Here is a 21,489-nt window from a genome sequence, read left to right as displayed (position 1 = left end):
AGACTACCAAATTTTAACAGGAAACAATGGCCACGATTGCACTTTTCCAGCAAAATTGTGCAATCGTAATTATTTTTTTTGTATATTTGCCACTGGAATGCTTTTGAAAGCCTAACCTTATTGATAATAATATGAAGACCATTAACAGTTTTGAAGAACTGGTAGAACACCTTGTAGAACGCCACCAAAGAAAGAAGGTGGCCGTAGTTTGTCCTAACGACGTATCAACCCTGACAGCGGTGATGAGGGCTGTGGACGAGGGATTTATAGAAGCGCTGCTCGTGGGATGCCACGAGGGGGTGGCTAAACTGGTGGAGTCATACGGTGAGCATGCGAAATTGGTGGAGGCTGCCAATGCCGAAGAGGCTGCACTGAAAGCTGTTGAACTGGTAAGAAACGGACAGGCGGACGTGCTGATGAAGGGGTTCCTGAATACCGACACGTTGCTACATGCTGTACTGAACAAGGAAAACGGCATTCTGCCGAAAGGACAGGTGCTGACACACATCACCTGCGCGCAGATACCAGGCTACAAGCGGCTGATATACTTTACGGATGCCGCTGTCATTCCCTACCCAAACAAGGAGCAAAGGGAGGCGCAACTGAGATACATGCTTGACACATGCCGACGCATGGGCATCGAAACGCCACAGGTGGCACTGATCAACTGTTCGGAGAAAGTGAACGAGAAAACGTTTCCGTTTACTGCGGAATATAAAGAACTGATAGCAAAAGCTAACGACGGAGCATTTGGCACTTGTGTCATTGACGGCCCTCTGGACCTGAAGACGTCACTGTCGCCGGCTGCTCTACATAAAAAAGGTATAGAATCGCCATTGGACGGGCAGGCTAATGCACTGATATTCCCTGACATACAAGCGGGCAACGTTTTTTATAAAACCATCACGCTGTTCAGCGAAGCAACGACAGCTGGCATCCTGCGTGGTCCGATTGTGCCTGTGGTATTACCATCGAGAGGCGACAATGGCACGTCGAAATATTATTCGTTGGCATTCGCTGCCATATAAAATGGTGTTAAACGCCGTAGCTGCCAAAACGGTTTAAGACATTAAGAGATAACAAACAAGGTCATATAAAATAAGAACTATGCTGATATTAGCTATAAACCCTGGATCGACATCGACAAAGATGGCTGTATTTGAAAACGAGAAGCCAATGGTGCTACGCAGCATCCAACACTCGAACGAAGACTTGGCTGCCTTTGACGATGTCATAGAACAGATGGACTACCGGAAGCAACTAATCCTGAATGAACTGAAACACATCAATGTGCCACTGAAATTTGATGCGGTGATAGGTCGTGGCGGATTGGTAAAACCCATTGCTGGTGGCGTCTATGAGATTAATCAACGAATGCTGGACGACACACATAATGGCATCGCCATGCACAACCATGCCTGCAACTTGGGCTGTCTGATTGCTTATGATATAGCCAAAGAGATACCTGGATGTCGCTCATTTATTGCAGACCCGGGCGTAGTGGATGAAATGAACGACTATGCTCGCATCAGTGGATCGCCACTGATGAACCGCATCTGCATCTGGCACGCACTTAATCAGCGTGCTATTGCGCGTAGATTTGCCAACGAAATAGGCAAGCGCTATGAGGACTTGAACTTGATTATCTGTCATCTTGGCGGCGGTATCTCTGTGGCAGCCCATGACCACGGACGGGCCGTGGACTGCAACAATGCTCTGGATGGAGAAGGCCCTTTCTCTCCCGAACGTGCCGGCAGCCTGCCTGCTGCCGACCTGATACGTCTTTGCTTCAGCGGGAAATACACCGAGAAGCAGTTGTTGAAGCGTATTGCTGGAAAGGCAGGACTGAATGCGCACCTGGGAACAAACAATGTGGTGGAGATCCAGCAGCGCATAGCCAACGGTGACAAACATGCGGAGCTGATTCTGAATGCGATGATTTATCATGTTGCGAAAAACATAGCAGGACTGAGCGCCGTGTTGTACGGTAAGATTGATGCGATACTGTTGACGGGCGGCATGGCAAGGTCGGAGTATGTGATCAGCCGCATACGTGAACGCATTGAGTTTCTGGCACCTGTCTATTGCTTCCCCGGCGAAGACGAACTGGAGGCGCTGGCACAAAATGCTTATGCCGTGCTGCAAGGCAAACGTGAAGTGAAGACTTACGAGTGACCAGTCTTCATCGTCTCGACAAACTATCAGCACCTTGAATACGTCCATAAACAAAGAAAGGACTGGCTTAAACAAGACCAGTCCTTTCTACTTATAATAGCTTTTTCTGATTATGCATCGATATTTGCGTAAGTTGCATTCTTCTCTATGAACTCGCGGCGGGGCTCTACGTCATCGCCCATCAGCATTGAGAAGATCTCGTCTGCCTCAGCAGCATTTTCGATAGTGACCTGCTTCAACAAGCGGTTTTCGGGATTCATAGTAGTCTCCCACAACTGCTCGGGGTTCATCTCACCAAGACCTTTATAGCGCTGTGTATGCAAAGCTGAGCTGTTCTCGTCGCCAGACACATACTTATCGATGAACGCCTGACGCTGCTGCTCGGTGTAGCAATACTCAGAGAACTTCTTATAGGTGCACTTATAAAGGGGAGGTGTAGCGATGTAAAGGTGACCGCCCTGGATAACCTGTGGCATGAAGCGATAGAAGAGTGTCATGATGAGCGTGTCGATGTGAGAACCATCGACATCGGCATCGGTCATGATAATAATCTTATCGTAACGCAGCTTGTCAATATTTGCATCTTTTGAATCTTCACCATCAACGCCGAAACGAACTCCAATACTTTGAATAATGTTCATCACGGACTCTGCTTCAAACACGCGGTGCCACTGTACCTTCTCTACATTCAGAATCTTACCACGCAGAGGCAGGATGGCCTGGAAATGGCGGTCGCGTCCTTGCTTAGCAGAACCACCGGCCGAGTCACCCTCGACAAGGAAAATCTCACAGGTCTTTGGATCCTTGTTTGAACAGTCGGCCAACTTGCCAGGCAGACCACCACCACTCATAGGATTTTTGCGCTGTACGCTCTCGCGAGCCTTACGGGCGGCGATACGTGCTGTGGCAGCCAGAATCACCTTCTCACAGATGGTATGTGCCTCCTTTGGATGCTCCTCAAGGTAATTGTTCATAGCTTCGCCCACGGCCTTCTGAACAGCACCGTTCACCTCGCTATTACCAAGCTTGGTCTTGGTCTGTCCTTCGAACTGAGGCTCGGCAACCTTCACAGAGACAATGGCGGTGAGACCCTCGCGGAAGTCGTCTTGTGCAACTTCAATCTTAGCTTTCTCAATCTGCTTGCGCAACTGGTCATCTTCATCGGCATACTTCTTCAGTGCACGAGCCAGTGCAATGCGGAAACCTGTCAGGTGAGTACCACCTTCAATGGTATTGATATTATTTACATAAGAGTGGATATTCTCAGAATAGTCACTGTTGTAAAGCAGTGCTACCTCGATGGGTACACCATCTTTTTCTGTCTTCAGGCAGATAGGATCGCCAATGATCGAGGTGCGATGACGATCTACATAGCGAACGAACTCCTTCAGACCTTCCTTGGCATGGAACACCTCGGGCTCGCGCAGCTTACCCTCTTCGTCGGGACGCAGGTCTGTCAACGTGATGGTGATACCAGCATTCAGATATGCCAGTTCGCGCATACGCTTTGCAATGATGTCGTACTTGTACTCTGTCGTTGTGAAGATAGAGCCATCGGGCCAGAACTGCTGACGTGTACCAGTCTTGTCTGTATCTCCAACTATCTTAACATCGTAAAGTGGTTTACCCTTCTCATACTCCTGCTGATAGATATGTCCGTTGCGGAATACTTGCGATTTCATATGAGTAGAGAGGGCATTGACGCAGCTTACACCTACACCGTGCAAGCCACCAGACACCTTATAAGAGCCTTTATCGAACTTACCTCCAGCGTGAAGCACAGTCATAACAACCTCAAGAGCTGACTTGTGCATCTTTTCGTGTTCGTCCACCGGGATACCACGTCCATTATCTTGTACGGTGATAGAGTTATCTTCGTTAATCGTTACTTCGATATGAGTACAATAACCAGCCATGGCCTCGTCGATAGAGTTATCGACGGTCTCATTCACCAAGTGGTGAAGTCCCTTCTCGCTGATATCGCCGATATACATAGCAGGACGCTTGCGCACGGCTTCCAATCCCTCAAGCACCTGAATGTTACTTGCGGAATAATTCTGCTGTTCTTGCTGTAATTCTTCTGACATATTTCAAAAAAGCTTTATAGGGTGCAAAATTACAAAAAAAAAGTGACTTAAGCGAATAAAATAATTATTATTTTACGCATTGAAAACAAAAAAAATCCGCATAAACATAAATGTCTATGCGGACTGTATTGTTTACTCTACAAACGTTTCTTTTAGAGCTTGTTCACGTGAAGAGCGAGGCTTGACTTCAAGTTTGAAGCCTTGTTCTTGTGAATAACGTGAGTCTTAGCCAGCTTATCCAGCATTTTCTGTACTTTGGGGAAGAGAGCAACAGCCTCATCCTTGTTAGTCATAGCACGCAACTTGCGAACTGCATTACGCATGGTCTTAGCATAATACTTGTTGTGCAGTGCCTTTTTCTTGTCCTGGCGAATTCTCTTCACCGATGATTTGTGGTTTGCCATTTTTTAATTTAAATTTAATTGTTATTAAAGCTTATGGGTCTTACGCCACTAAAGCAGCCCTGGGCGGATTTGATTAGTTAGCAGTTCTGGTTCACAACGATGAGTTACAGACCAATCCCTTAACTAAAAAAATCCTCCGCCACCCTTTCCTAGTTTTCACCAGTAGCACATCACTGTGCAGATGACGGATTTAACCTTTATTCTTTCGTAGTCCCTAGGAGAGTCGAACTCCTCTTTAGAGAATGAAAATCTCTCGTCCTAACCGATAGACGAAGGGACCAGACGCCTTTTAAGCGGGTGCAAAAGTACTGCTTTTTTCTCGTTCCACCAAATTTTCTTCGATAAAAATTCATTTTTCTGCCGTTTTTTTTCTAATTTTGTCCCAATGTTTACAAAAACGCAGGCTATTGTACTACATACAGTTAGGTATGGCGATCAAAAACTTATCGTCGATATGTTTACGCGCCAATCTGGGCGAATGTCGTTCTTTATACGACTGCCCAAGACAGCTCGTGGAAAGATTAAGAAGCAGCATTTTCAGCCATTATCCCTGCTGACTATCGAAGGAGAGATACGTCCCAACGAACAACTGCAAAGGATAAAGGAGGTTAACTTTCTCACGCCCCTGCCCTCTCTGCACGGAGAACCTTCCAAGATGGCCATCAGCCTGTTCATCAGCGAGTTTCTTTCACATGCGTTGCGAGACGAACAACAGAATATGCCTTTGTTCGACTATATTCGCTCGGGCATTGAATGGCTGGACAACTGCCAAAAGGACTATGCTAATTTTCACTTGGTTTTCTTGATGCACCTATCGCGCTTCTTGGGTTTCTATCCAAACATCAGCGACTATAACGATGGCGACTACTTTGATCTTCGCGCTGCGGTATTCTGCAAACAGCCTCCTGTGCATCGCGACATATTACTGCCTCAGGAAGCTCGACTTATCCGCACCATGATGCGTATGGACCTTGCCACCATGCATCTATTTCAGATGTCGCATGAAGAACGCAACCAACTGTTAGATCACTTGCTCATCTACTACCGTATTCATCTGCCAGCATTTCCAGAACTACATTGTCTTCCAATACTTCGCGAACTTTTCAAATGAGTGTATAAAAGCCAGGCTACTAAGCAGATGCTCAGCAGCCTGGACGCGAAATAAAACAGCACTACGGCTTAAATAAAACTGATGACGCCCTGCTGATAATCTGTTTGATTGGGCGTTTCGGGAGTTTGCGTTTGTGCCGGATTGCCAATGCTGGCCAGCACTTCGCGTGTACGTTTGTATGTAGGTATCGACTCAACAGCCGAGATCACATCATCATTATCGAGATCCTCTGGACCAAAAATATAAATATTAGGACGGCGCTTGCGTATTTTCTGATTGTCACTTTCGCTATAATACAGTCCACGACGCTCTTCGCGTTTGGCAGCAGCCTCCTGTTCTTCTGCAATACGGTTGGCTTCTTCACGCGTCTGCTGTTTCAACATGCGTTCCTCCATGCCATCCACATTCTGCACACCAAAGCCTGTAGCCAAGATGGTCACCTTCACCTTCTTTCCCAGATTAGGATCGATAGCCACACCCCACTTGATTTCGAAGTCACCGAACTTGTCCATGAACTCATGCACATAGTTCATCTCTTCCATCATGAAATTATCCTTAGAGTCCTTCTGGTGACTGAACGAGATATTCAACAGAATCTTCTTAGAGTTGAAGATATCATTATCGTTAAGGAGCGGTGAGTTGAGTGCATCATCTATAGCTTTCTTCACACGGTCCTCGCCTTCACCGTAGCCAGTTGACATAATCGCCACGCCACCATCCTGCAGCACGGTCTTCACATCGTTGAAGTCGAGGTTCATCGTGCCATGCAAGGTAATAATTTCGGCTATTGACTTGGCTGCTACCGACAACGTATCGTCTGCCTTTCCAAACGCATCGAGGAACGACAGGTCTGGATAAATCTCACGCAGGCGTTCGTTATTGATCACCAACAGCGCATCAACATGTTTGTGCATCTCTTCGACACCATCAAGGGCCTGGTCTATTTTCTTGTTCCCCTCAAAGCGGAAAGGAATGGTCACGATACCAACGGTCAGGATACCCATCTCCTTAGACACACGAGCAATGACTGGCGCCGCGCCGGTACCCGTTCCGCCACCCATACCAGCAGTGATGAAGGTCATGCGAGTACCGTCGCTCAGCATCTGACGAATCTGATCGATACTCTCCTCAGCAGCCGCACGTGCCTTAGCCGGACGGTTGCCTGCGCCAAGTCCCTCGCTGCCCAACTGCAACTTGACAGGCACTGGCGAATCATTAAGTGCCTGATTATCGGTATTACATACCACAAAAGTCACATCATGAATGCCTTCCCTATACATGTGATTTACAGCGTTACCACCGCCACCACCAACGCCGATGACCTTAATGATGCTATGACGCTCTTCGGGCATTCCGAAGTCAAGTATATCGTTTGTTTTACTGAATTCTAACATAATTTCTTCGTTTTTTTGAGGTTATTCATCTTCAGTTAACTTCTGGAAGAAACGGTTAAGCTTCTTGCCTAACTTATTCAGCGCACTATTCTCTTTACGTTTTTTGCGCTCTTCCTCTTCTAATCTCAAACGTTCCCTCTCAGCGGCAAGTTCCTCTTCCTCCTCTTTTCTGATACGTTCCTTCTCGGCAAGCTCTTCTTCCTGAGAAGAACGAATAACACCAGCCTCAATCTCATGAGGCTGACGAGGACGACGGTCAAGACCGACAGGCTGTGGAGTGCTCTGTCCTTCGAAAAGATTGCCATCTGGATCAATAAAGCTTCCAGCGCAATTCATGTCTCCCTTAGCCAAGAGTCCCAAAACAGTATTATACATACCATTGCGGGCTTTGATAGCCTCATTTGTCGAATTGATTGTCATCGTGACAAATTTAGCCACGCGCACCTTTTCTATATGCGTATATATAGTGAAGGCATGCTCTATGTTTTTCATATTAGAGCCTCCACCTGTCAGGATGATACCTCCCAACAACTTATCGTAGTATTCAGCAGGAATCTGATAGCGTACATTCTCTATTATCTCCTCAACGCGTCCCTCTACCAACTCAATGAATTGACGGCTGTCCACCTGTCTGTCGGCACTGATAGAGTATTTCAGCGTCGGGTCAATCTCACCATTGTCCGTGTAAGCCGATGCATATTTCAACTTCATCTGCTCGGCCTCATTGTCTTCCATCTGCAAGGAGGTAATATCCTTGGTGATATTGTTAGAACCCAAAGGTATAACAGCCAAATGACGAAGCACATTCTTCCAGAACACAGAGACTGTTGTCGTATCTGCACCAATGTCAACCAATGCACATCCCGAGCGTTTCTCGGCCTCTGTCAGTACCGCATTGGCAAGAGCCAAAGGAGCCAGATACATCTCTGCAACATTGATCTGCGCCGATTCAAAACACTTGTTCAGGTTTTGGAAGAACGCCTTACGCTCCAGAATGTTCAGGAAGTTTCCTTCCAGATGTGCAGCGCGAATACCCACGGGATCCATCTGTAATTGCGTGTCAACGCGATACTCCTGTTCCGCCACATCCAGAATCTTCTGATCCGGATAATCCAGTGCGCGGTTCTCATCCATCAACTCAACCACCATCTCCTGTGTGATGATTCCATCGTCAGGCAAATCCCTTGAAACCGTGTTACGCACGCTACGAATCGACTGTCCACCGACGCCCACAAAAACCTGTGTGATACGCGTCTTAAGCTGAGCTTCCAGTTTCTTAATGATGCTTGTCAGACATTGAGCCGTTTTGTCGATGTTATAAACAACGCCCTTACGGATAAACGCAGACGAACTTTCGTTCACCATTGCCAGCACGCTAATGCTGCCGTCAGGTTTCTTTTGTCCCGCAATACCCGTCACCTTTGATGAACCGAGTTCTATTGCAACAATAAAATCTTTAAATTCTGCCATACTGTTTTATCTGTTTTATTTTCGCTTACATATTATCTGATTATCAAACTCTACATTGATGTATGAGTATTTGTTCCATCCTGCCTGATTTAAACCATAGACATAGAACTTCCATAGCCGGTCCAACTTCGTGCGAAGATTGATTGGCTGCCCTATATATATAATATGGTCACCCACACGTGGAACCATTTCTATGGTACCATCTGCCAGCACGTTCAACTGCACTATCTGATCATTCCAGAACTCATTCTTACGCAGAATATTGGCCACAGGTCCTAAAACCTTCTCACTATACTTCATGTTTATATGACCTGTAGCTATCAAGAGATTGCATGAATAGTCGGTGTGAGGCATACGCTGTCCACGACTGTCAAGGAAATAATCGTCTCCGTTATCGCCCATCACCCTTATCACGGGGATACGCTGTTTGATAACGACATGCACCATTCCATCCTGCGCTTTATAGCATTCAGCGCCTTCAACCAGATCCTTTGATGCTAATTTCTCCTCAATAAGTCGGGTGTTCACTTCACTCATCATCAACCCTTGCGGATTCAACTGCTCAACCGTGAGTATCTTTTTAACATCCTCAACGGTCAAGAAGCCCACCTCTCCTTCCTGAGCAATCTCTATCTTCACGCCCTTGCACACCATATCTGGTCCTTCTGGATTCTGCTTTGTCAAGAAAACGAATACCAGATAAACCGCAATCAAGAGGCTGAGAAGGATGATGACGACTTTCTTCATACGTAATTATTACAATCTTGCTTTAAGTATCTCTGCTATCTCTGGAACCTGAGCGTCCAGGTCACCAGCACCAAGGATAATCAACACATCGAAATCACGACTCTTTATCATAGGCAGCACGTCTGATTTGTTAACCAGATGCTTCTCGACACCGGGAGCCAGATTATCATAGATCAACTGCGAGCTGACACCTTCGATAGGCAACTCGCGTGCAGGATATATCTCTGTCAGGATGACTTCGTCCAACTGACTTAGAGCCTCAGCGAAATCCCGATAGAAGTCACGAGTTCGCGTATAGAGATGTGGTTGAAAGATGGCTGTAATATGACGGCCTTTATATAGTTGACGAATACTGCGTGCACTCTGATAAATCTCCTTTGGATGGTGTGCATAGTCAGAAAGAAGCACTAACTTGTCTGTCTTGATTTTAAAGTCAAAACGACGGTCCACGCCTCCGTAGGTCTTCATGCCCTGGCGTAGTTCATCTGCCGTACAGCCAGCCAATTGTGCCATAGCCATGGCAGCCACTCCATTCTCCACATTGATGGGGATAGGATGGCCCAACTGCACATCCTTCACCGACTCAATCGGAGACACGAAATCAAATGTTATCTCACCGTTCTCGATTCGAATATTCTCAGCATGGAAATCTCCCTCGTTCAAGGCATAGTCATACCGCTTCACACCATCCTGCAGATGTTCTTTCATCTCCAGGTCGCGGTGTATGATCAGAGCGCCACCAGGCTGAATCAGCTCGGTATAATGACGGAAGCTCTCCAAATAGGCCTCTTTCGTGCCATAGATATCAAGATGGTCAGGATCAGTTGCCGTGATAACCGTCATCCATGGCGTCAGCCAATGGAACGAGCGGTCAAACTCATCAGCCTCGATCACAACATATTCTGAATCGCTGACGATATAGTTTGTACCATAGTTCTTCGTGATACCACCCAGAAACGCATTACAGTCCAAACTGCTTTGATGCATGATGTGAGCACACATGCTTGACGTGGTGGTCTTTCCATGCGTACCTGCCACACAGAGGCCTTTCATCTGCCGTGTCAGTGTGCCCAACACCTGAGCACGCTTCTGCACCTCAAAGCCATTGGTCTGAAAATACACCAATTCTTTGTGTTCTGCAGGAATAGCCGGAGTGTAAACCACCAAGCAATGCTCTCGGTCCTTGCATTCAGCAGGTATAGCGTCCACATTCTCTTCATAGTGAATCTTTGCCCCTTCCTTCTCTAACTGCTTCGTCAGATCTGATGGAGTCTTATCATAACCTGCAACCACCAGGCCACGATGAATAAAATAGCGCACGATAGCACTCATACCAATGCCACCGGCACCCACGAAATAGACGGCTTTAATATCTTTTGCTTCCATTATATGATTATTTTTCTTTTGCTAACTTCAGTACCTCCTTGGCTATCACCTCTGCAGAATTTGGCAATGCCAGCTTCAGTACATTCTCACGCAAGTTCTTCAGACATGCATCATCAGCGACGGTCTTAATGGCAAGAGGTATCAGTTTTTCCTGTGCCTCAGCATCTTTCACAAACAGGGCTGCACCACGATTCACCAAGGCCATTGCATTCTTCGTCTGATGATCTTCAGCCACATTCGGACTGGGTACGAGGATGACAGCCTTTCCTATCAGGCAGAACTCTGAGATAGAACTGGCGCCCGCACGACTGATAACAAGGTCGGCAGCCTTATAGGCAGCAGCCATATCACTGATAAAGTCCATGACACGCAAGTTCTCGGGCTGCCCTTTCTCTTTCAGCACTGCAGCAATCTGCTCACTGTAGTACTTACCTGTCTGCCAGATGAACTGCACGCCAGAGCTGGCAATCTCGTCTAAATGCTGCAGCACACTCTCATTGATGGTGCGAGCCCCTAGGCTACCTCCCACCAACAGCACCGTTTTCTTATCCAGACTCAGCCCAAACGAGTTCAAGGCCTCCTCACGTGTCACCTTCGAGTCGAGCAATGCCTGGCGCACAGGATTGCCAGTCATCATTATCTTCTCTGCCGGGAAGAAACGCTCCATGCCCTCATAGGCCACACAAATCTTCGAAGCCTTCTTTGCCAACAGTTTATTAGTAACACCAGCATAACTGTTCTGTTCCTGTATCAGACAGGGCACCCCCATTGAGGCAGCCATGTTCAACGTAGGACCACTGGCATAGCCGCCCACACCGACAGCCACTTGCGGCTGGAAATCGCGGATAATCGCTTTAGCCATGCGCTGACTCTTCCACACATGGTAGAGCACTTTGATGTTCTTTAATAAGTTCTTACGATCAAAGCCCATGATGGGCAGACCCTTTATCTCGTAGCCGGCCTGAGGCACACGCTGCATCTCCATTCTGCCTTGTGCGCCGACAAACAATATCTGCGCATCGGGACAAAGTTCACGAATAGCATTTGCGATTGAGACAGCAGGAAAGATATGACCTCCTGTTCCACCTCCACTGATAATGATTCTTGGCTGTTTCATGATTCTTCCAGTTCGCTATTTATTTTCACTTTTTTCTTCTCTTCATTCTTTCCATTCTCCTCACGACGCTTGGCCGAACGGCTCACGCTCAAAATGGCACCGATGTAGGCACAGTTGATGATGGTCGATGTACCACCACGCGACACCAATGGCAACGGCTGACCAGTGACGATACCAAAGTCCACCGCCACACACATATTGATGGCCGCCTGAAACACCAGTAGCATGGTTAGTCCCATGATGAGGAAAGCCGGGAAGTTGTTCTCACATCGGCTGGCTATTCGTGCCGCTCTAAACAGCAATATCACATAAAGGAACACCACTCCAATGGCCCCGCCTATGCCCATCTCCTCGATGATGATTGCAAAGATAAAGTCGGAATAAGCTTGTGGCAGATAGTCGCGCTCTTCCGAATTGCCAGGCCCTTTTCCAACAATGTTGGAAGAAGCTATCGCCAAATTCGAGTGCGTCACCTGATAGTTCTTATCAGTCACCTTATACTGACTGGCTGCCACGTCCTTGTTCTCATCTTCACCGGCAATACGGTTTTTCCATGTCCAAAAGCGGTGCGTCACCTTATCCCATCCTGACTTTTTCTCCTTAGCCTTTTCTTTCTTGACCAGTTCCAAGTTACCAGCTTTTTGGGCAGCCTCCAGCTCTTTACCCTCACGGTCGAGCTTTGACAGAGAGAACACCAGAATCAGGAATCCTGCCACAATCAGTAGCAGCACCCCCGTAAGCTTACCCATCTGAATCATCGGAACTCGGGCTATGAACATCATCAGATAGATAACCATGAAGAGCAATACCGCCGTTGACAAGTTCTCTATACCAATCAAAGCTACTGCTGGAACCGACATAATCAGCACATACTTCATGGCCAGTGGGTCGGCACCCGAGCCATCAGGTTTCTGCATGGCACTCAGCACTTGGGCTGTTGCCAGCACCAACGAGCCTTTGGCTATCTCCGATGGCTGAAAGGTAAAACCAGGCAAAGGAATCACACGGTTGGCACCATTGATACTCTGACCACCAAACAGCACCCATACCAAAGTGGCATAGGTCACCAACAGAAGCATTGGGGTGATCAGCTTGAAGTAGCGGCATGGAATGTTCAGAATAACGATAGTCACCATCAGTCCTATCACGATTTTGCTGACGTGACCTAAAATAGGACCCAGATAGCTCTGTGAATGATATGTCAGTGTGCTCGAAGCCGAAAAGACCTCGACAATACTGATAATACAGAGGAACAGGAACACCGTCCATATTCCTTTGTCACCTTTAAACAGATTTCCTATCTTCTTCTCCATTCTCCACTATAGACTTCTTACCAGTTCCTTGAACTGATCTCCACGATCCTCCATATTCTTAAAGAGGTCGAACGATGCACAACAGGGCGACAGCAATACCGTCTCACCAGTCTTTGCCAGTTCGTAGCATGCAGCCACACAGTCTTTCATTGAGTGCGTATCGCGCACAGGTATTCCAAGGCCATCGAAATTGTCGTGCAACTTCTGGTTGTCGGCTCCCAGATACACCAATGCCGAACACTTCTCTTTCACTAATGGTTTGATGGGGTCATAGTCATTACCCTTATCCTTACCACCTAATATCAGCACCACCTTGGTCTTCATTGAGTCGAGTGCATACCAGCAAGCATCCACATTCGTAGCCTTCGAGTCGTTCACGTACTTCACGCCACGAACAGTTGCCACTTTCTCCAACCGATGCTCAACACCAGGAAACTCGCTCAGCGACTTGCGTATCACCTCTTTTTTTATACCAGCAATATCACCAGCCAGGCCAGCTGCCAGAGAGTTGTAGATGTTATGGCGACCTGTCAGGCTCAGCTGTTCCTGTTCCATATTAAAGGGCTCCGGCTTTTCCAAAACATATTTACCCTCTTCGATATAACCAATACTACCCTTTTCTTTCAGTTCTGAGAAAGGATATTGAATAGCCTTGATATCATACTTCTTCAGTTCACGACTGATGATGGGGTCATCGTTCCAGTAGATGAAGGCATCTTCGGCAGTCTGGTTTTGCAGAATACGCATCTTGGCATCAACATAGTTCTGCATCTCGAAGTTATATCGATCCAGATGGTCGGGAGTGATGTTCAGCAAGATAGCAATGTTGGCATGGAAGTCGTACATATTATCCAACTGGAATGATGACAGTTCGATCACATAGTAAGCATGTGGATCCTCTGCCACCTGCAGTGCCAGCGAGTTACCGATATTTCCAGCCAAGCCAACATCATAGCCAGCCTCCTTGAAAATATGATAAATCAAAGAGGTCGTAGTGGTTTTGCCATTAGAACCCGTAATACAAATCATCTTTGATTTGGTATATCTTCCGGCAAACTCAATCTCACTGATGATCGGTATATGACGTTCCACCGCTTTCTTCACCATTGGTGCATTCTCAGGAATACCAGGGCTTTTAATGATCTCATCAGCATTCAGTATCTTTTCCTCGGTATGCTGTCCCTCTTCCCATACTATCTGATGGTCGTTGAGCATCTTCTTATAACGCTCACCGATGCACGACATATCCGAAACGAATACGTCAAAACCCTCTTTCTTTGCCAGCACAGCAGCTCCTGCGCCACTTTCGCCTGCACCCAGTACTACAATTCTCTTCATCGTATCTTCAATGTTATAATCGTTAACGCTGCCAGAATAATCGTTGTTATCCAGAAGCGGATAGTAATCTTTGACTCATGGAATGGACGATGGGGCCACCCTTTCAGGATATAGCGCGAGGTCTGATCCAACTGCGAATCAAGTTTTCTGAAATTATCATGTATCGGCGTTGCGCGGAACACACGCACACGCTGTCCTTTTTTCTTCATGAACTTGAACCACTGCGTCTGAATGATCACACTGAGGCTCTCCACAAAGAATATGCCACAGAGGATAGGCAACAGCAGTTCTTTATGTATAATCACAGCAGCCACACCAATCACGCCGCCGATGGTCAACGAGCCCGTGTCGCCCATAAAGATTTGAGCAGGAAAGGCGTTGTACCAGAGGAAGCCAATCATGGCGCCCACAAAGGCGCACAAGAACACGACCAGTTCCTCACTGCGTGGAATAAACATGATGTCGAAATAAGAGGCGAATCCAACATGCGATGACACATAGGCCAAGATACCGAGTGCCACTCCGACGATGGCCGAGTTACCGGCACACATACCGTCCATGCCATCATTCAGGTTGGCGCCATTGGATACAGCCGTCACCACAAGGATTGTCATCACCACAAACAAGATCCAACCTGCAGCCACCTTATGTTTTCCCACGAACGACATCAGCTCCGAATAGCTGAGGTTATGATGCTTGGTAAAGGGCACCGTTGTCTTCAGAGACTTATGAGCCACCGTCTCGTGTTTCACCAGTTCCACTTTGTTCTTAACAGGTGTTGAGATATTCTCTCTTATCACCACATCGGGGCTCAGATAAAGCGTCAGTCCTACAATAAAACCGATAGACACCTGTCCTACTATCTTATATTTTCCCTTCAGTCCTTCTTTATTTCTACGGAAAATCTTGATATAATCATCCATAAAACCCAGAAAGCCCAACCATACCGTGGTAACCACCATCAGGATGAGATAGATATTTCTGATACGTCCCAACAGCAATACCGGCACCAGGATAGACACGATAATGATGATGCCGCCCATCGTTGGCACGCCCTTCTTCTCCACACCGAAGGGATCGATAGCCGGGTCACGCTCGGTTTCAAAAATCTTTCGGCGCTTCATCCATTTGATAAAGAACTCGCCAAACCATGCCGAGATAACCAGTGATAAGATCAGGGCTAACAGCGCGCGAAAAGAGATATAGCTCCACAGATGCGCCCCCGGGATATTGTATTGTTCTAAGAATCTAAAAATATAATATAGCATACTATTTTCGAGATATTCGTTTGAAGATTAAATGCCAAAGATTTCTCTCACCACCTCGCGGTCATCGAAATGGTGTTTCACGCCCTTCACTTCCTGATAGTCCTCATGGCCCTTACCCGCAATCAAGATGACGTCACCCTTTTCGGCCAGCATCACAGCTGTCTTGATAGCCTCTTTTCGATCCACGATGCTCACCACCTTCTTCATCTGCTTTTGGTCGAGACCCGCCAGCATATCATTGATGATATCTTGTGGATCCTCGAAACGAGGGTTATCGCTGGTGATAATCACGCGATCGCTCTGTTTCACGGCTTCCTGCGCCATCAACGGGCGCTTGCCCTTGTCGCGGTTTCCACCGGCACCACAAACCGTGATAATCTTACCTTCTTTTCCGTCCATCACCTCGTGGATGGCCTTCAACACGTTCTCCAGTGCATCAGGTGTGTGGGCATAGTCAACAATAGCTGTAAATCCCTCTGGCGAGTGGATGGGCTCCAGTCTGCCAGCCACGCTCTTCAGCGTGCTCAGCACCAACAGCACATCCTCAGGTTTCTGTCCCAGCATCACGGCAGCACCATAGACTGCCAGCAGATTGCTCACATTAAACTTTCCGATAAACTGTACCCCCACTTCACGACCGTCAATTTCCAGATACATACCCTCGAAGTGACACTCTATGATACGCCCACGGAAGTCAGCCATCTGTCGAGTAGAGTAAGTTTTCACTTCGGCCTTGGTGTTCTGAACCATAAACATGCCGTTTTTATCGTCGGCATTGGTAATGGCAAAAGCACCCTTTGGCAACATATCGAAGAATTGTTTTTTGGCATTGCGATAGTTCTCCACCGTCTTATGGTAGTCCAGATGGTCGCGTGTCAGATTGGTAAACACGCCACCGGCAAACTTCAGCCCACCAATACGCTGCTGAGCAATGGCATGGCTCGAGCATTCCATGAACACGTACTGGCAACCTGCATCGACCATGCGTTTCAACAGTCGGTTCAGTTCGATGGGATCGGGGGTGGTATGACTGGCAGGCACAGCCTCATCTTCAATATAGTTACATACCGTTGACAGCAGACCACACTTATAGCCCAGCTTACGGAACATATTATATAATAAGGTGGCGATGGTTGTCTTGCCGTTGGTACCCGTCACGCCCACCAGTTTCACCTTCGAGGTAGGATCACCCTGGAATGTTGTAGCCACAGGTCCGACAGCAGCTTCTGTCGAATCCACCTGCACATAGCATACATGTGGATCCAGCTCTGCAGGCATCTCCTCGCAAAGCACAGCCGAAGCGCCCAGTTCTATCGCTTTCGCAATATACTGATGACCGTCGGTCTGCGTACCCTTGATAGCCACAAACAGATGACCGGCAGCAACCTTATGCGAATCAATGTCGATATCCACAATGTCGATATCGGCATTGCCTTCCACCTTGTTTATCGCAATACACTTAATAATGTCTTTCAGTTTCATATCTTATTTCTTCTTTTTTTCCTTGTTAGTTCAACTCCAGAGTGCATATCATGCCATCCTTCAGACGACTGCCCGGCGCAATGCTTTGGCGCACCACGCGACCTTTGCCTTTCACCCGCGCCTTGATGCCCTGCCTTTCAACAGCATAAACAGCATCCCGCGCACCCATACCAATGGTGTTTGGCATTTGGTGAGGCACACTCTTTGTTGTCTCAAACTTCATCTCGCCCGTGTGTATGCCCAGTTGCTCAAGCACAAACTTTGCATTCTTCACATTGCCACCCTTCACGTCGGGGATAAACACAGACAAGGAGTCGCGGGCATCCTCCACCCTCAGCTTCAGACTCTTGGCCATCACACCCTCAGAGATGTTATGGAACACTGCGCCCGACATAGCTCCGCCAGAGGCGGGCAGCCCCGATTTTTTCAGACAGACGATACAGCTGTACTGAGGATTGTCGGATGGGAAGTAACCACAGAACGACAGCCAGTAGTCCACCACACCACTCTTATAGCCGCCAGCCTTTGCCACCTGTGCCGTACCTGTCTTACCCGACACCTGGAATGAGTGCGAACCTGCCCTCTTGCCTAAGCCCTGACTGACCACATGGCGCAACACGGTCTGCATCATCTTGACAGCCGACGGTTTAGCGATGCGCTCCTTGATAACCTCAGGATGTGTCTCGTAGATCACCTGACCATCTTTCACGATTTTCTCGACGAAGCGTGGACGCATCATCTTACCATTATTGGCAATCGCATTATAGAACGTCACTGTGTTGATAGGCGCAATCTGCGTCTCATAACCGATACTCATCCATGGCAGAGTGGTCTTGCTCCAGTAGTCTGAGCGTTTCGTGGTCTTGGTATTCGGCATGCGTATCTTTGGCGGAGCATAACCCACAATGGGGAGCTCCAGATCTTGGCCGATGCCCACACGGTAGAGTCCCTCTACGTATTTTGTGGGATTCTTGCCGTAGAATTTGTCTATCACATAGCTCACGCCGATGTTACTACTTACCTCCAACGTACGGGCAGCGTTAATCACGCCATAGCCACCACGGTGCCAGTTATGGTCCTTCATCTTGGCTCCATGCATCTGCATGATACCGCATCCGGTATCTATCGTATAGGTGGTGTCTATCACGCCATCATCGAATGCCACCAAAAACGAGGCTACCTTGAATACCGAACCTGGCTCACAACGATAGCTGATGGCATCGTTGAAACGCTCATAGTACTCGCCATCCGAACCACGACGCATGTTGACAATCGCTTTCACATTACCGGTTTTCACCTCCATGAGGATGACGACACCCATTGAAGCTTCCCATTTCTTCAGTTCTTCAATCAGAGCCTGTTCAGCCAGGTCCTGCATACCCACATCAATGGTAGTAATGATGTCGGCACCCGCCACAGGTGATTTGACGACAAAAGGCACCATGCGATTCAGCACTTTCTGCTTACGACGGATGCCCACCTGACCTCGCAGAATCGAGTCGTAAGTCAGCTCGATACCAAAGCGGGCCGTATCCTTTCCGCCTTCAAAGCTTCGGATATCGCCAATGGTACGTTCGGCCAATGAACCGAAGGGACGTCGGCGTGCCACAAAGGGTTCGGCATGAAAGCCGTACTTGTTCTTCGGCAGGTTGAAATAAGGCAACTGCAACACCTCGCAATAGGTGTTATAACTGATGCGCTTGGGATATATCTTCCAGTGACGAGCACCCGTAGTGCCGTCACGTAGCTTCTTATGATGGCCTTCCTCCAGTCGTTCCTTGAACTTCTCTGCAGTCCATTCGGGGAAGATGTCATGCAGTCCACAGCAGAGACTATCCAGTTTACTGTAATACACAGAATCGCGCTTATGGGTCCACGCAGTATCCTCACGGTCGCCAGGCTGAAAGTCCATGAATATCATGTATTCAGGAATACTGCTGGCCAACAGCTGGCCGTCGCTGCTCAGGATATTACCGCGGTCCGGACGCACACTGTCGCTATCACTTTTCAGACGATTGGCCACCACCTCCCAGTAGCTTCTGCCCACAGTCATGGTATAGCCGGCCTTGAATATCACTGCCAGACCTATCAGCGTCAACACCACAGCAATGGCGAAATAACGCGGCATTACCTTTTCTTTGTTAAACCTGCTCACGACTCTGCTTTAATCTTCTGGGATGTTAATAATATAAGGGGGCTGGTCGCTGATTTTCAGCAGTGAGTCATTATTCTCACGCAGCACCTTCAACACGTTACTCTGTCGGCACAGCTCAGTCAAGCTACTTGAACTGGCCAGTGCCTTATATTTTGCGTCGGTCAGCACTTTCTCCAAGTCGCTGATCTCGATCACGTCTTTCTGACATTGATAGCGGAAACCCACATAGACTGTTGTCAGCAGCATAATCAACAGAATGAGCCACACATGATGGCGCACCAGCACCAACAGATGGTCACCACCCAGAATCTGGCGCAGCGTCAGCGTACCAGTCATGTCGTCATCGTCCTCGGTAGCACGTTCTTTCAACTGCTCATAGGCCGACGATGTTCTGTCTTCTACATCAGCTTTCTCCTCGGTGGGCGTTTCTTCAATGATTAGCTCCATGTCGGATACTGTGGTTCCGTCATTGTTTTTCATTCCGAATTATGTTATTTTTAAATTTTCTCTGCGATTCTTAATTTTGCGCTTCGACTTCGAGGGTTATTTTCCAGCTCCTCAGCAGATGGGGTCGTCACTTTATTATTAATAAGGTGTAACGGACTTTTCACCCTTCCAAAGAAGTCCTGCTCTTGTCGCCCTTCGGCATTGCCTGTGCGCATCACATTCTTCACGATTCTGTCTTCCAGCGAGTGATAGGTAATCACGCTCAACCGCCCTCCTGGCTTCAGTATCTCGCATGCCCCCATCAGCATCTCACGCAGGGCATCCATCTCGTGGTTCACCTCTATGCGCAGAGCCTGAAACAATTTAGTCATTTCTTTTTTCTCGCGCTCTCGCTGAAACAGCTTCTCTGTCACCTGCATCAACTGCCCTGTGGTCTCTATCCGCTGCTGCATGCGCGCTTTCACCAACACGGCAGCAATCTTGCGAGCATTCTTCAGTTCGCCGTAGAGGTAAAGCACGTCGGCCAGTCGCTGTTCGTCGTAGTCATTCACCACATCGGCAGCCGTCATTCCTGCACGTTTGTTCATTCGCATATCGAGCGGTGCATCGAAACGAAACGAGAAACCGCGCTCGGCATCATCAAAATGGTGCGACGACACCCCTAAGTCTGCCAACAGGCCATCTATCTCTTCAACGCCGTAATAGCGCATCCAGTTCTTGAGATACCTGAAATTACTTCTCACAAAGGTAAACCTGTCATCAGCAACGATATTGTTTTCCGCATCAGCATCTTGATCGAAACTGTACAGATGACCCTCTGCAGACAGATGTTGAAGGATTTCACGCGAATGACCGCCTCCGCCAAATGTCACGTCAACATAGACGCCGCCTGACTGGATGGCCAATCCTTCTACACTTTCTTTCAACAGAACAGAAACATGATATGTGTCAGCTGTTTTAATCATCTTCCTTCCGCACCGTTATGCATGATTTGCTTCAGTTTCTGAGCGAACTCTTCCTGACTCATGAAGGGCTCTGTCGCTTTCTCTGCAGCCCATATCTCAATGGCATCATTCATGCCAATGAAGCGCACCGACTGCTCGATCTCTGCCATTTGCAGATAGCGCTTAGGAATCAGAAAACGTCCATTACCGTCGAGCGTCAGCACCTCGGCCTCTGAGACATATTGTCTCAACACCTGCTGACCCATGTCGTCCCACTCGCTGATTCGCTCCAGCAGCGCATCCATGCGGCGGTTCCATGTCGATTCCGGGTAAAGCACCAAGCACTTTTGATGCACATCCTTGCGCATCACCAGCACCTCGTCGCCTGCCGCCTGCAACACCTTACGAAAGGTGGCCGGCAGAAACACGCGCCCTTTGGCGTCGGTCTTGGCTTCTATGTTACCTAAAAATCGCATGCGAACAATAATTAAATGGTCTCGGATGCAAAAGTAATCATTTTCCTCCACAATCCCCCACATTTCCCCACAAAATTTTATGAAAGGACTAAAAAAAATCCTTTTTTTCTTTTTCAAGACATTTCATTACACACTTAAGCATTTTTGTGCAATGTCACTAATTTATCTTAATTAA

18 protein-coding genes and 1 tRNA gene are annotated in these 21,489 nt (G+C 47.8%); 3 read left to right on the top strand and 16 right to left on the bottom strand.

Going from position 1 to position 21,489, the window contains the following annotated elements:
* Nucleotides 1–131: 131 nt before the first annotated feature.
* On the top strand, nt 132–1,028 hold the full coding sequence (locus L6472_RS01125; RefSeq protein ID WP_237806430.1) for a phosphate acyltransferase: 897 nt from the start codon (nt 132–134) through the stop codon (nt 1,026–1,028).
* 79 nt (nt 1,029–1,107) lie between these two features.
* Nucleotides 1,108–2,175, top strand: a complete 1,068-nt coding sequence (gene buk, locus L6472_RS01120) for a butyrate kinase (RefSeq protein WP_237806428.1) — start codon at nt 1,108–1,110, stop codon at nt 2,173–2,175.
* Nucleotides 2,176–2,285: 110 nt separating this feature from the next.
* On the opposite strand, the gene gyrB is transcribed toward buk, so the two are convergent.
* From gyrB to L6472_RS01105, 3 genes are all read right to left on the bottom strand, one after another.
* The gene (gene gyrB / locus L6472_RS01115; RefSeq protein ID WP_237806426.1) at nt 2,286–4,262 is read right to left on the bottom strand and encodes a DNA topoisomerase (ATP-hydrolyzing) subunit B; all 1,977 of its coding nucleotides are present in this window, start codon (nt 4,260–4,262) and stop codon (nt 2,286–2,288) included.
* Between the two features lie 152 nt (nt 4,263–4,414).
* The gene (rpsT, locus tag L6472_RS01110; protein WP_027450665.1) at nt 4,415–4,666 is read right to left on the bottom strand and encodes a 30S ribosomal protein S20; all 252 of its coding nucleotides are present in this window, start codon (nt 4,664–4,666) and stop codon (nt 4,415–4,417) included.
* Between the two features lie 208 nt (nt 4,667–4,874).
* A tRNA-Glu gene (locus L6472_RS01105) sits at nt 4,875–4,946 on the bottom strand.
* Between the two features lie 105 nt (nt 4,947–5,051).
* Here L6472_RS01105 and recO point away from each other — a divergent pair.
* On the top strand, nt 5,052–5,777 hold the full coding sequence (gene recO, locus L6472_RS01100; RefSeq protein WP_237806424.1) for a DNA repair protein RecO: 726 nt from the start codon (nt 5,052–5,054) through the stop codon (nt 5,775–5,777).
* 68 nt (nt 5,778–5,845) lie between these two features.
* On the opposite strand, the gene ftsZ is transcribed toward recO, so the two are convergent.
* From ftsZ to mraZ, 13 genes are read right to left on the bottom strand one after another with little or no spacing between them, the layout of a single operon-like run.
* Complete coding sequence (gene ftsZ / locus L6472_RS01095) at nt 5,846–7,171, bottom strand: cell division protein FtsZ (RefSeq protein WP_237806422.1); 1,326 nt, start codon at nt 7,169–7,171, stop codon at nt 5,846–5,848.
* Between the two features lie 21 nt (nt 7,172–7,192).
* Entirely contained in the window at nt 7,193–8,641 is a 1,449-nt protein-coding gene (ftsA, locus tag L6472_RS01090) for a cell division protein FtsA (RefSeq protein ID WP_237806420.1), read from the bottom strand.
* A 15-nt stretch (nt 8,642–8,656) separates the two neighbouring features.
* Nucleotides 8,657–9,388, bottom strand: coding sequence for a cell division protein FtsQ (locus L6472_RS01085; protein ID WP_237806418.1), 732 nt, complete (start codon nt 9,386–9,388; stop codon nt 8,657–8,659).
* Nucleotides 9,389–9,397: 9 nt separating this feature from the next.
* On the bottom strand, nt 9,398–10,774 hold the full coding sequence (murC, locus tag L6472_RS01080) for a UDP-N-acetylmuramate--L-alanine ligase (RefSeq protein ID WP_237806415.1): 1,377 nt from the start codon (nt 10,772–10,774) through the stop codon (nt 9,398–9,400).
* A gap of 7 nt (nt 10,775–10,781) precedes the next feature.
* The gene (gene murG, locus L6472_RS01075; protein WP_237806413.1) at nt 10,782–11,891 is read right to left on the bottom strand and encodes an undecaprenyldiphospho-muramoylpentapeptide beta-N-acetylglucosaminyltransferase; all 1,110 of its coding nucleotides are present in this window, start codon (nt 11,889–11,891) and stop codon (nt 10,782–10,784) included.
* The gene (locus tag L6472_RS01070) at nt 11,888–13,204 is read right to left on the bottom strand and encodes an FtsW/RodA/SpoVE family cell cycle protein (protein WP_237806411.1); all 1,317 of its coding nucleotides are present in this window, start codon (nt 13,202–13,204) and stop codon (nt 11,888–11,890) included. Before L6472_RS01070 ends, murG begins: the two co-directional genes overlap by 4 nt.
* A gap of 6 nt (nt 13,205–13,210) precedes the next feature.
* Nucleotides 13,211–14,542: a UDP-N-acetylmuramoyl-L-alanine--D-glutamate ligase gene (gene murD / locus L6472_RS01065; protein WP_237806409.1), complete on the bottom strand. Its 1,332-nt coding sequence runs from the start codon at nt 14,540–14,542 to the stop codon at nt 13,211–13,213.
* The gene (locus L6472_RS01060; protein ID WP_237806407.1) at nt 14,539–15,810 is read right to left on the bottom strand and encodes a phospho-N-acetylmuramoyl-pentapeptide-transferase; all 1,272 of its coding nucleotides are present in this window, start codon (nt 15,808–15,810) and stop codon (nt 14,539–14,541) included. The genes murD and L6472_RS01060 overlap by 4 nt, the downstream gene beginning before the upstream one ends.
* Before the next feature lie 27 nt (nt 15,811–15,837).
* Nucleotides 15,838–17,292, bottom strand: a complete 1,455-nt coding sequence (locus L6472_RS01055; RefSeq protein ID WP_237806404.1) for a UDP-N-acetylmuramoyl-L-alanyl-D-glutamate--2,6-diaminopimelate ligase — start codon at nt 17,290–17,292, stop codon at nt 15,838–15,840.
* Between the two features lie 25 nt (nt 17,293–17,317).
* Nucleotides 17,318–19,447 carry a penicillin-binding protein gene (locus tag L6472_RS01050; RefSeq protein WP_237806402.1) on the bottom strand — a complete coding sequence of 710 codons (2,130 nt, stop codon included), beginning with the start codon at nt 19,445–19,447 and terminating at the stop codon, nt 17,318–17,320.
* Nucleotides 19,448–19,456: 9 nt separating this feature from the next.
* On the bottom strand, nt 19,457–19,927 hold the full coding sequence (locus L6472_RS01045) for an FtsL-like putative cell division protein (protein WP_237806400.1): 471 nt from the start codon (nt 19,925–19,927) through the stop codon (nt 19,457–19,459).
* A gap of 17 nt (nt 19,928–19,944) precedes the next feature.
* On the bottom strand, nt 19,945–20,859 hold the full coding sequence (gene rsmH, locus L6472_RS01040) for a 16S rRNA (cytosine(1402)-N(4))-methyltransferase RsmH (RefSeq protein WP_237806398.1): 915 nt from the start codon (nt 20,857–20,859) through the stop codon (nt 19,945–19,947).
* Nucleotides 20,856–21,314, bottom strand: a complete 459-nt coding sequence (gene mraZ / locus L6472_RS01035) for a division/cell wall cluster transcriptional repressor MraZ (protein ID WP_237806396.1) — start codon at nt 21,312–21,314, stop codon at nt 20,856–20,858. The genes rsmH and mraZ overlap by 4 nt, the downstream gene beginning before the upstream one ends.
* Nucleotides 21,315–21,489 lie beyond the last annotated feature (175 nt).

Source organism: Prevotella sp. E13-17, from assembly GCF_022024035.1.
Taxonomy (GTDB): domain Bacteria; phylum Bacteroidota; class Bacteroidia; order Bacteroidales; family Bacteroidaceae; genus Prevotella.
This window is presented reverse-complemented; position numbering and strand designations above follow the sequence as displayed.

Coding starts and splice junctions, on each gene's coding strand:
- L6472_RS01125 (WP_237806430.1), top strand. CDS start 132: ATGAAGACCATTAACAGTTTTGAAGAACTGGTAGAACACCTTGTAGAA.
- buk (WP_237806428.1), top strand. CDS start 1,108: ATGCTGATATTAGCTATAAACCCTGGATCGACATCGACAAAGATGGCT.
- gyrB (WP_237806426.1), bottom strand. CDS start 4,262: ATGTCAGAAGAATTACAGCAAGAACAGCAGAATTATTCCGCAAGTAAC.
- rpsT (WP_027450665.1), bottom strand. CDS start 4,666: ATGGCAAACCACAAATCATCGGTGAAGAGAATTCGCCAGGACAAGAAA.
- recO (WP_237806424.1), top strand. CDS start 5,052: ATGTTTACAAAAACGCAGGCTATTGTACTACATACAGTTAGGTATGGC.
- ftsZ (WP_237806422.1), bottom strand. CDS start 7,171: ATGTTAGAATTCAGTAAAACAAACGATATACTTGACTTCGGAATGCCC.
- ftsA (WP_237806420.1), bottom strand. CDS start 8,641: ATGGCAGAATTTAAAGATTTTATTGTTGCAATAGAACTCGGTTCATCA.
- L6472_RS01085 (WP_237806418.1), bottom strand. CDS start 9,388: ATGAAGAAAGTCGTCATCATCCTTCTCAGCCTCTTGATTGCGGTTTAT.
- murC (WP_237806415.1), bottom strand. CDS start 10,774: ATGGAAGCAAAAGATATTAAAGCCGTCTATTTCGTGGGTGCCGGTGGC.
- murG (WP_237806413.1), bottom strand. CDS start 11,891: ATGAAACAGCCAAGAATCATTATCAGTGGAGGTGGAACAGGAGGTCAT.
- L6472_RS01070 (WP_237806411.1), bottom strand. CDS start 13,204: ATGGAGAAGAAGATAGGAAATCTGTTTAAAGGTGACAAAGGAATATGG.
- murD (WP_237806409.1), bottom strand. CDS start 14,542: ATGAAGAGAATTGTAGTACTGGGTGCAGGCGAAAGTGGCGCAGGAGCT.
- L6472_RS01060 (WP_237806407.1), bottom strand. CDS start 15,810: ATGCTATATTATATTTTTAGATTCTTAGAACAATACAATATCCCGGGG.
- L6472_RS01055 (WP_237806404.1), bottom strand. CDS start 17,292: ATGAAACTGAAAGACATTATTAAGTGTATTGCGATAAACAAGGTGGAA.
- L6472_RS01045 (WP_237806400.1), bottom strand. CDS start 19,927: ATGAAAAACAATGACGGAACCACAGTATCCGACATGGAGCTAATCATT.
- rsmH (WP_237806398.1), bottom strand. CDS start 20,859: ATGATTAAAACAGCTGACACATATCATGTTTCTGTTCTGTTGAAAGAA.
- mraZ (WP_237806396.1), bottom strand. CDS start 21,314: ATGCGATTTTTAGGTAACATAGAAGCCAAGACCGACGCCAAAGGGCGC.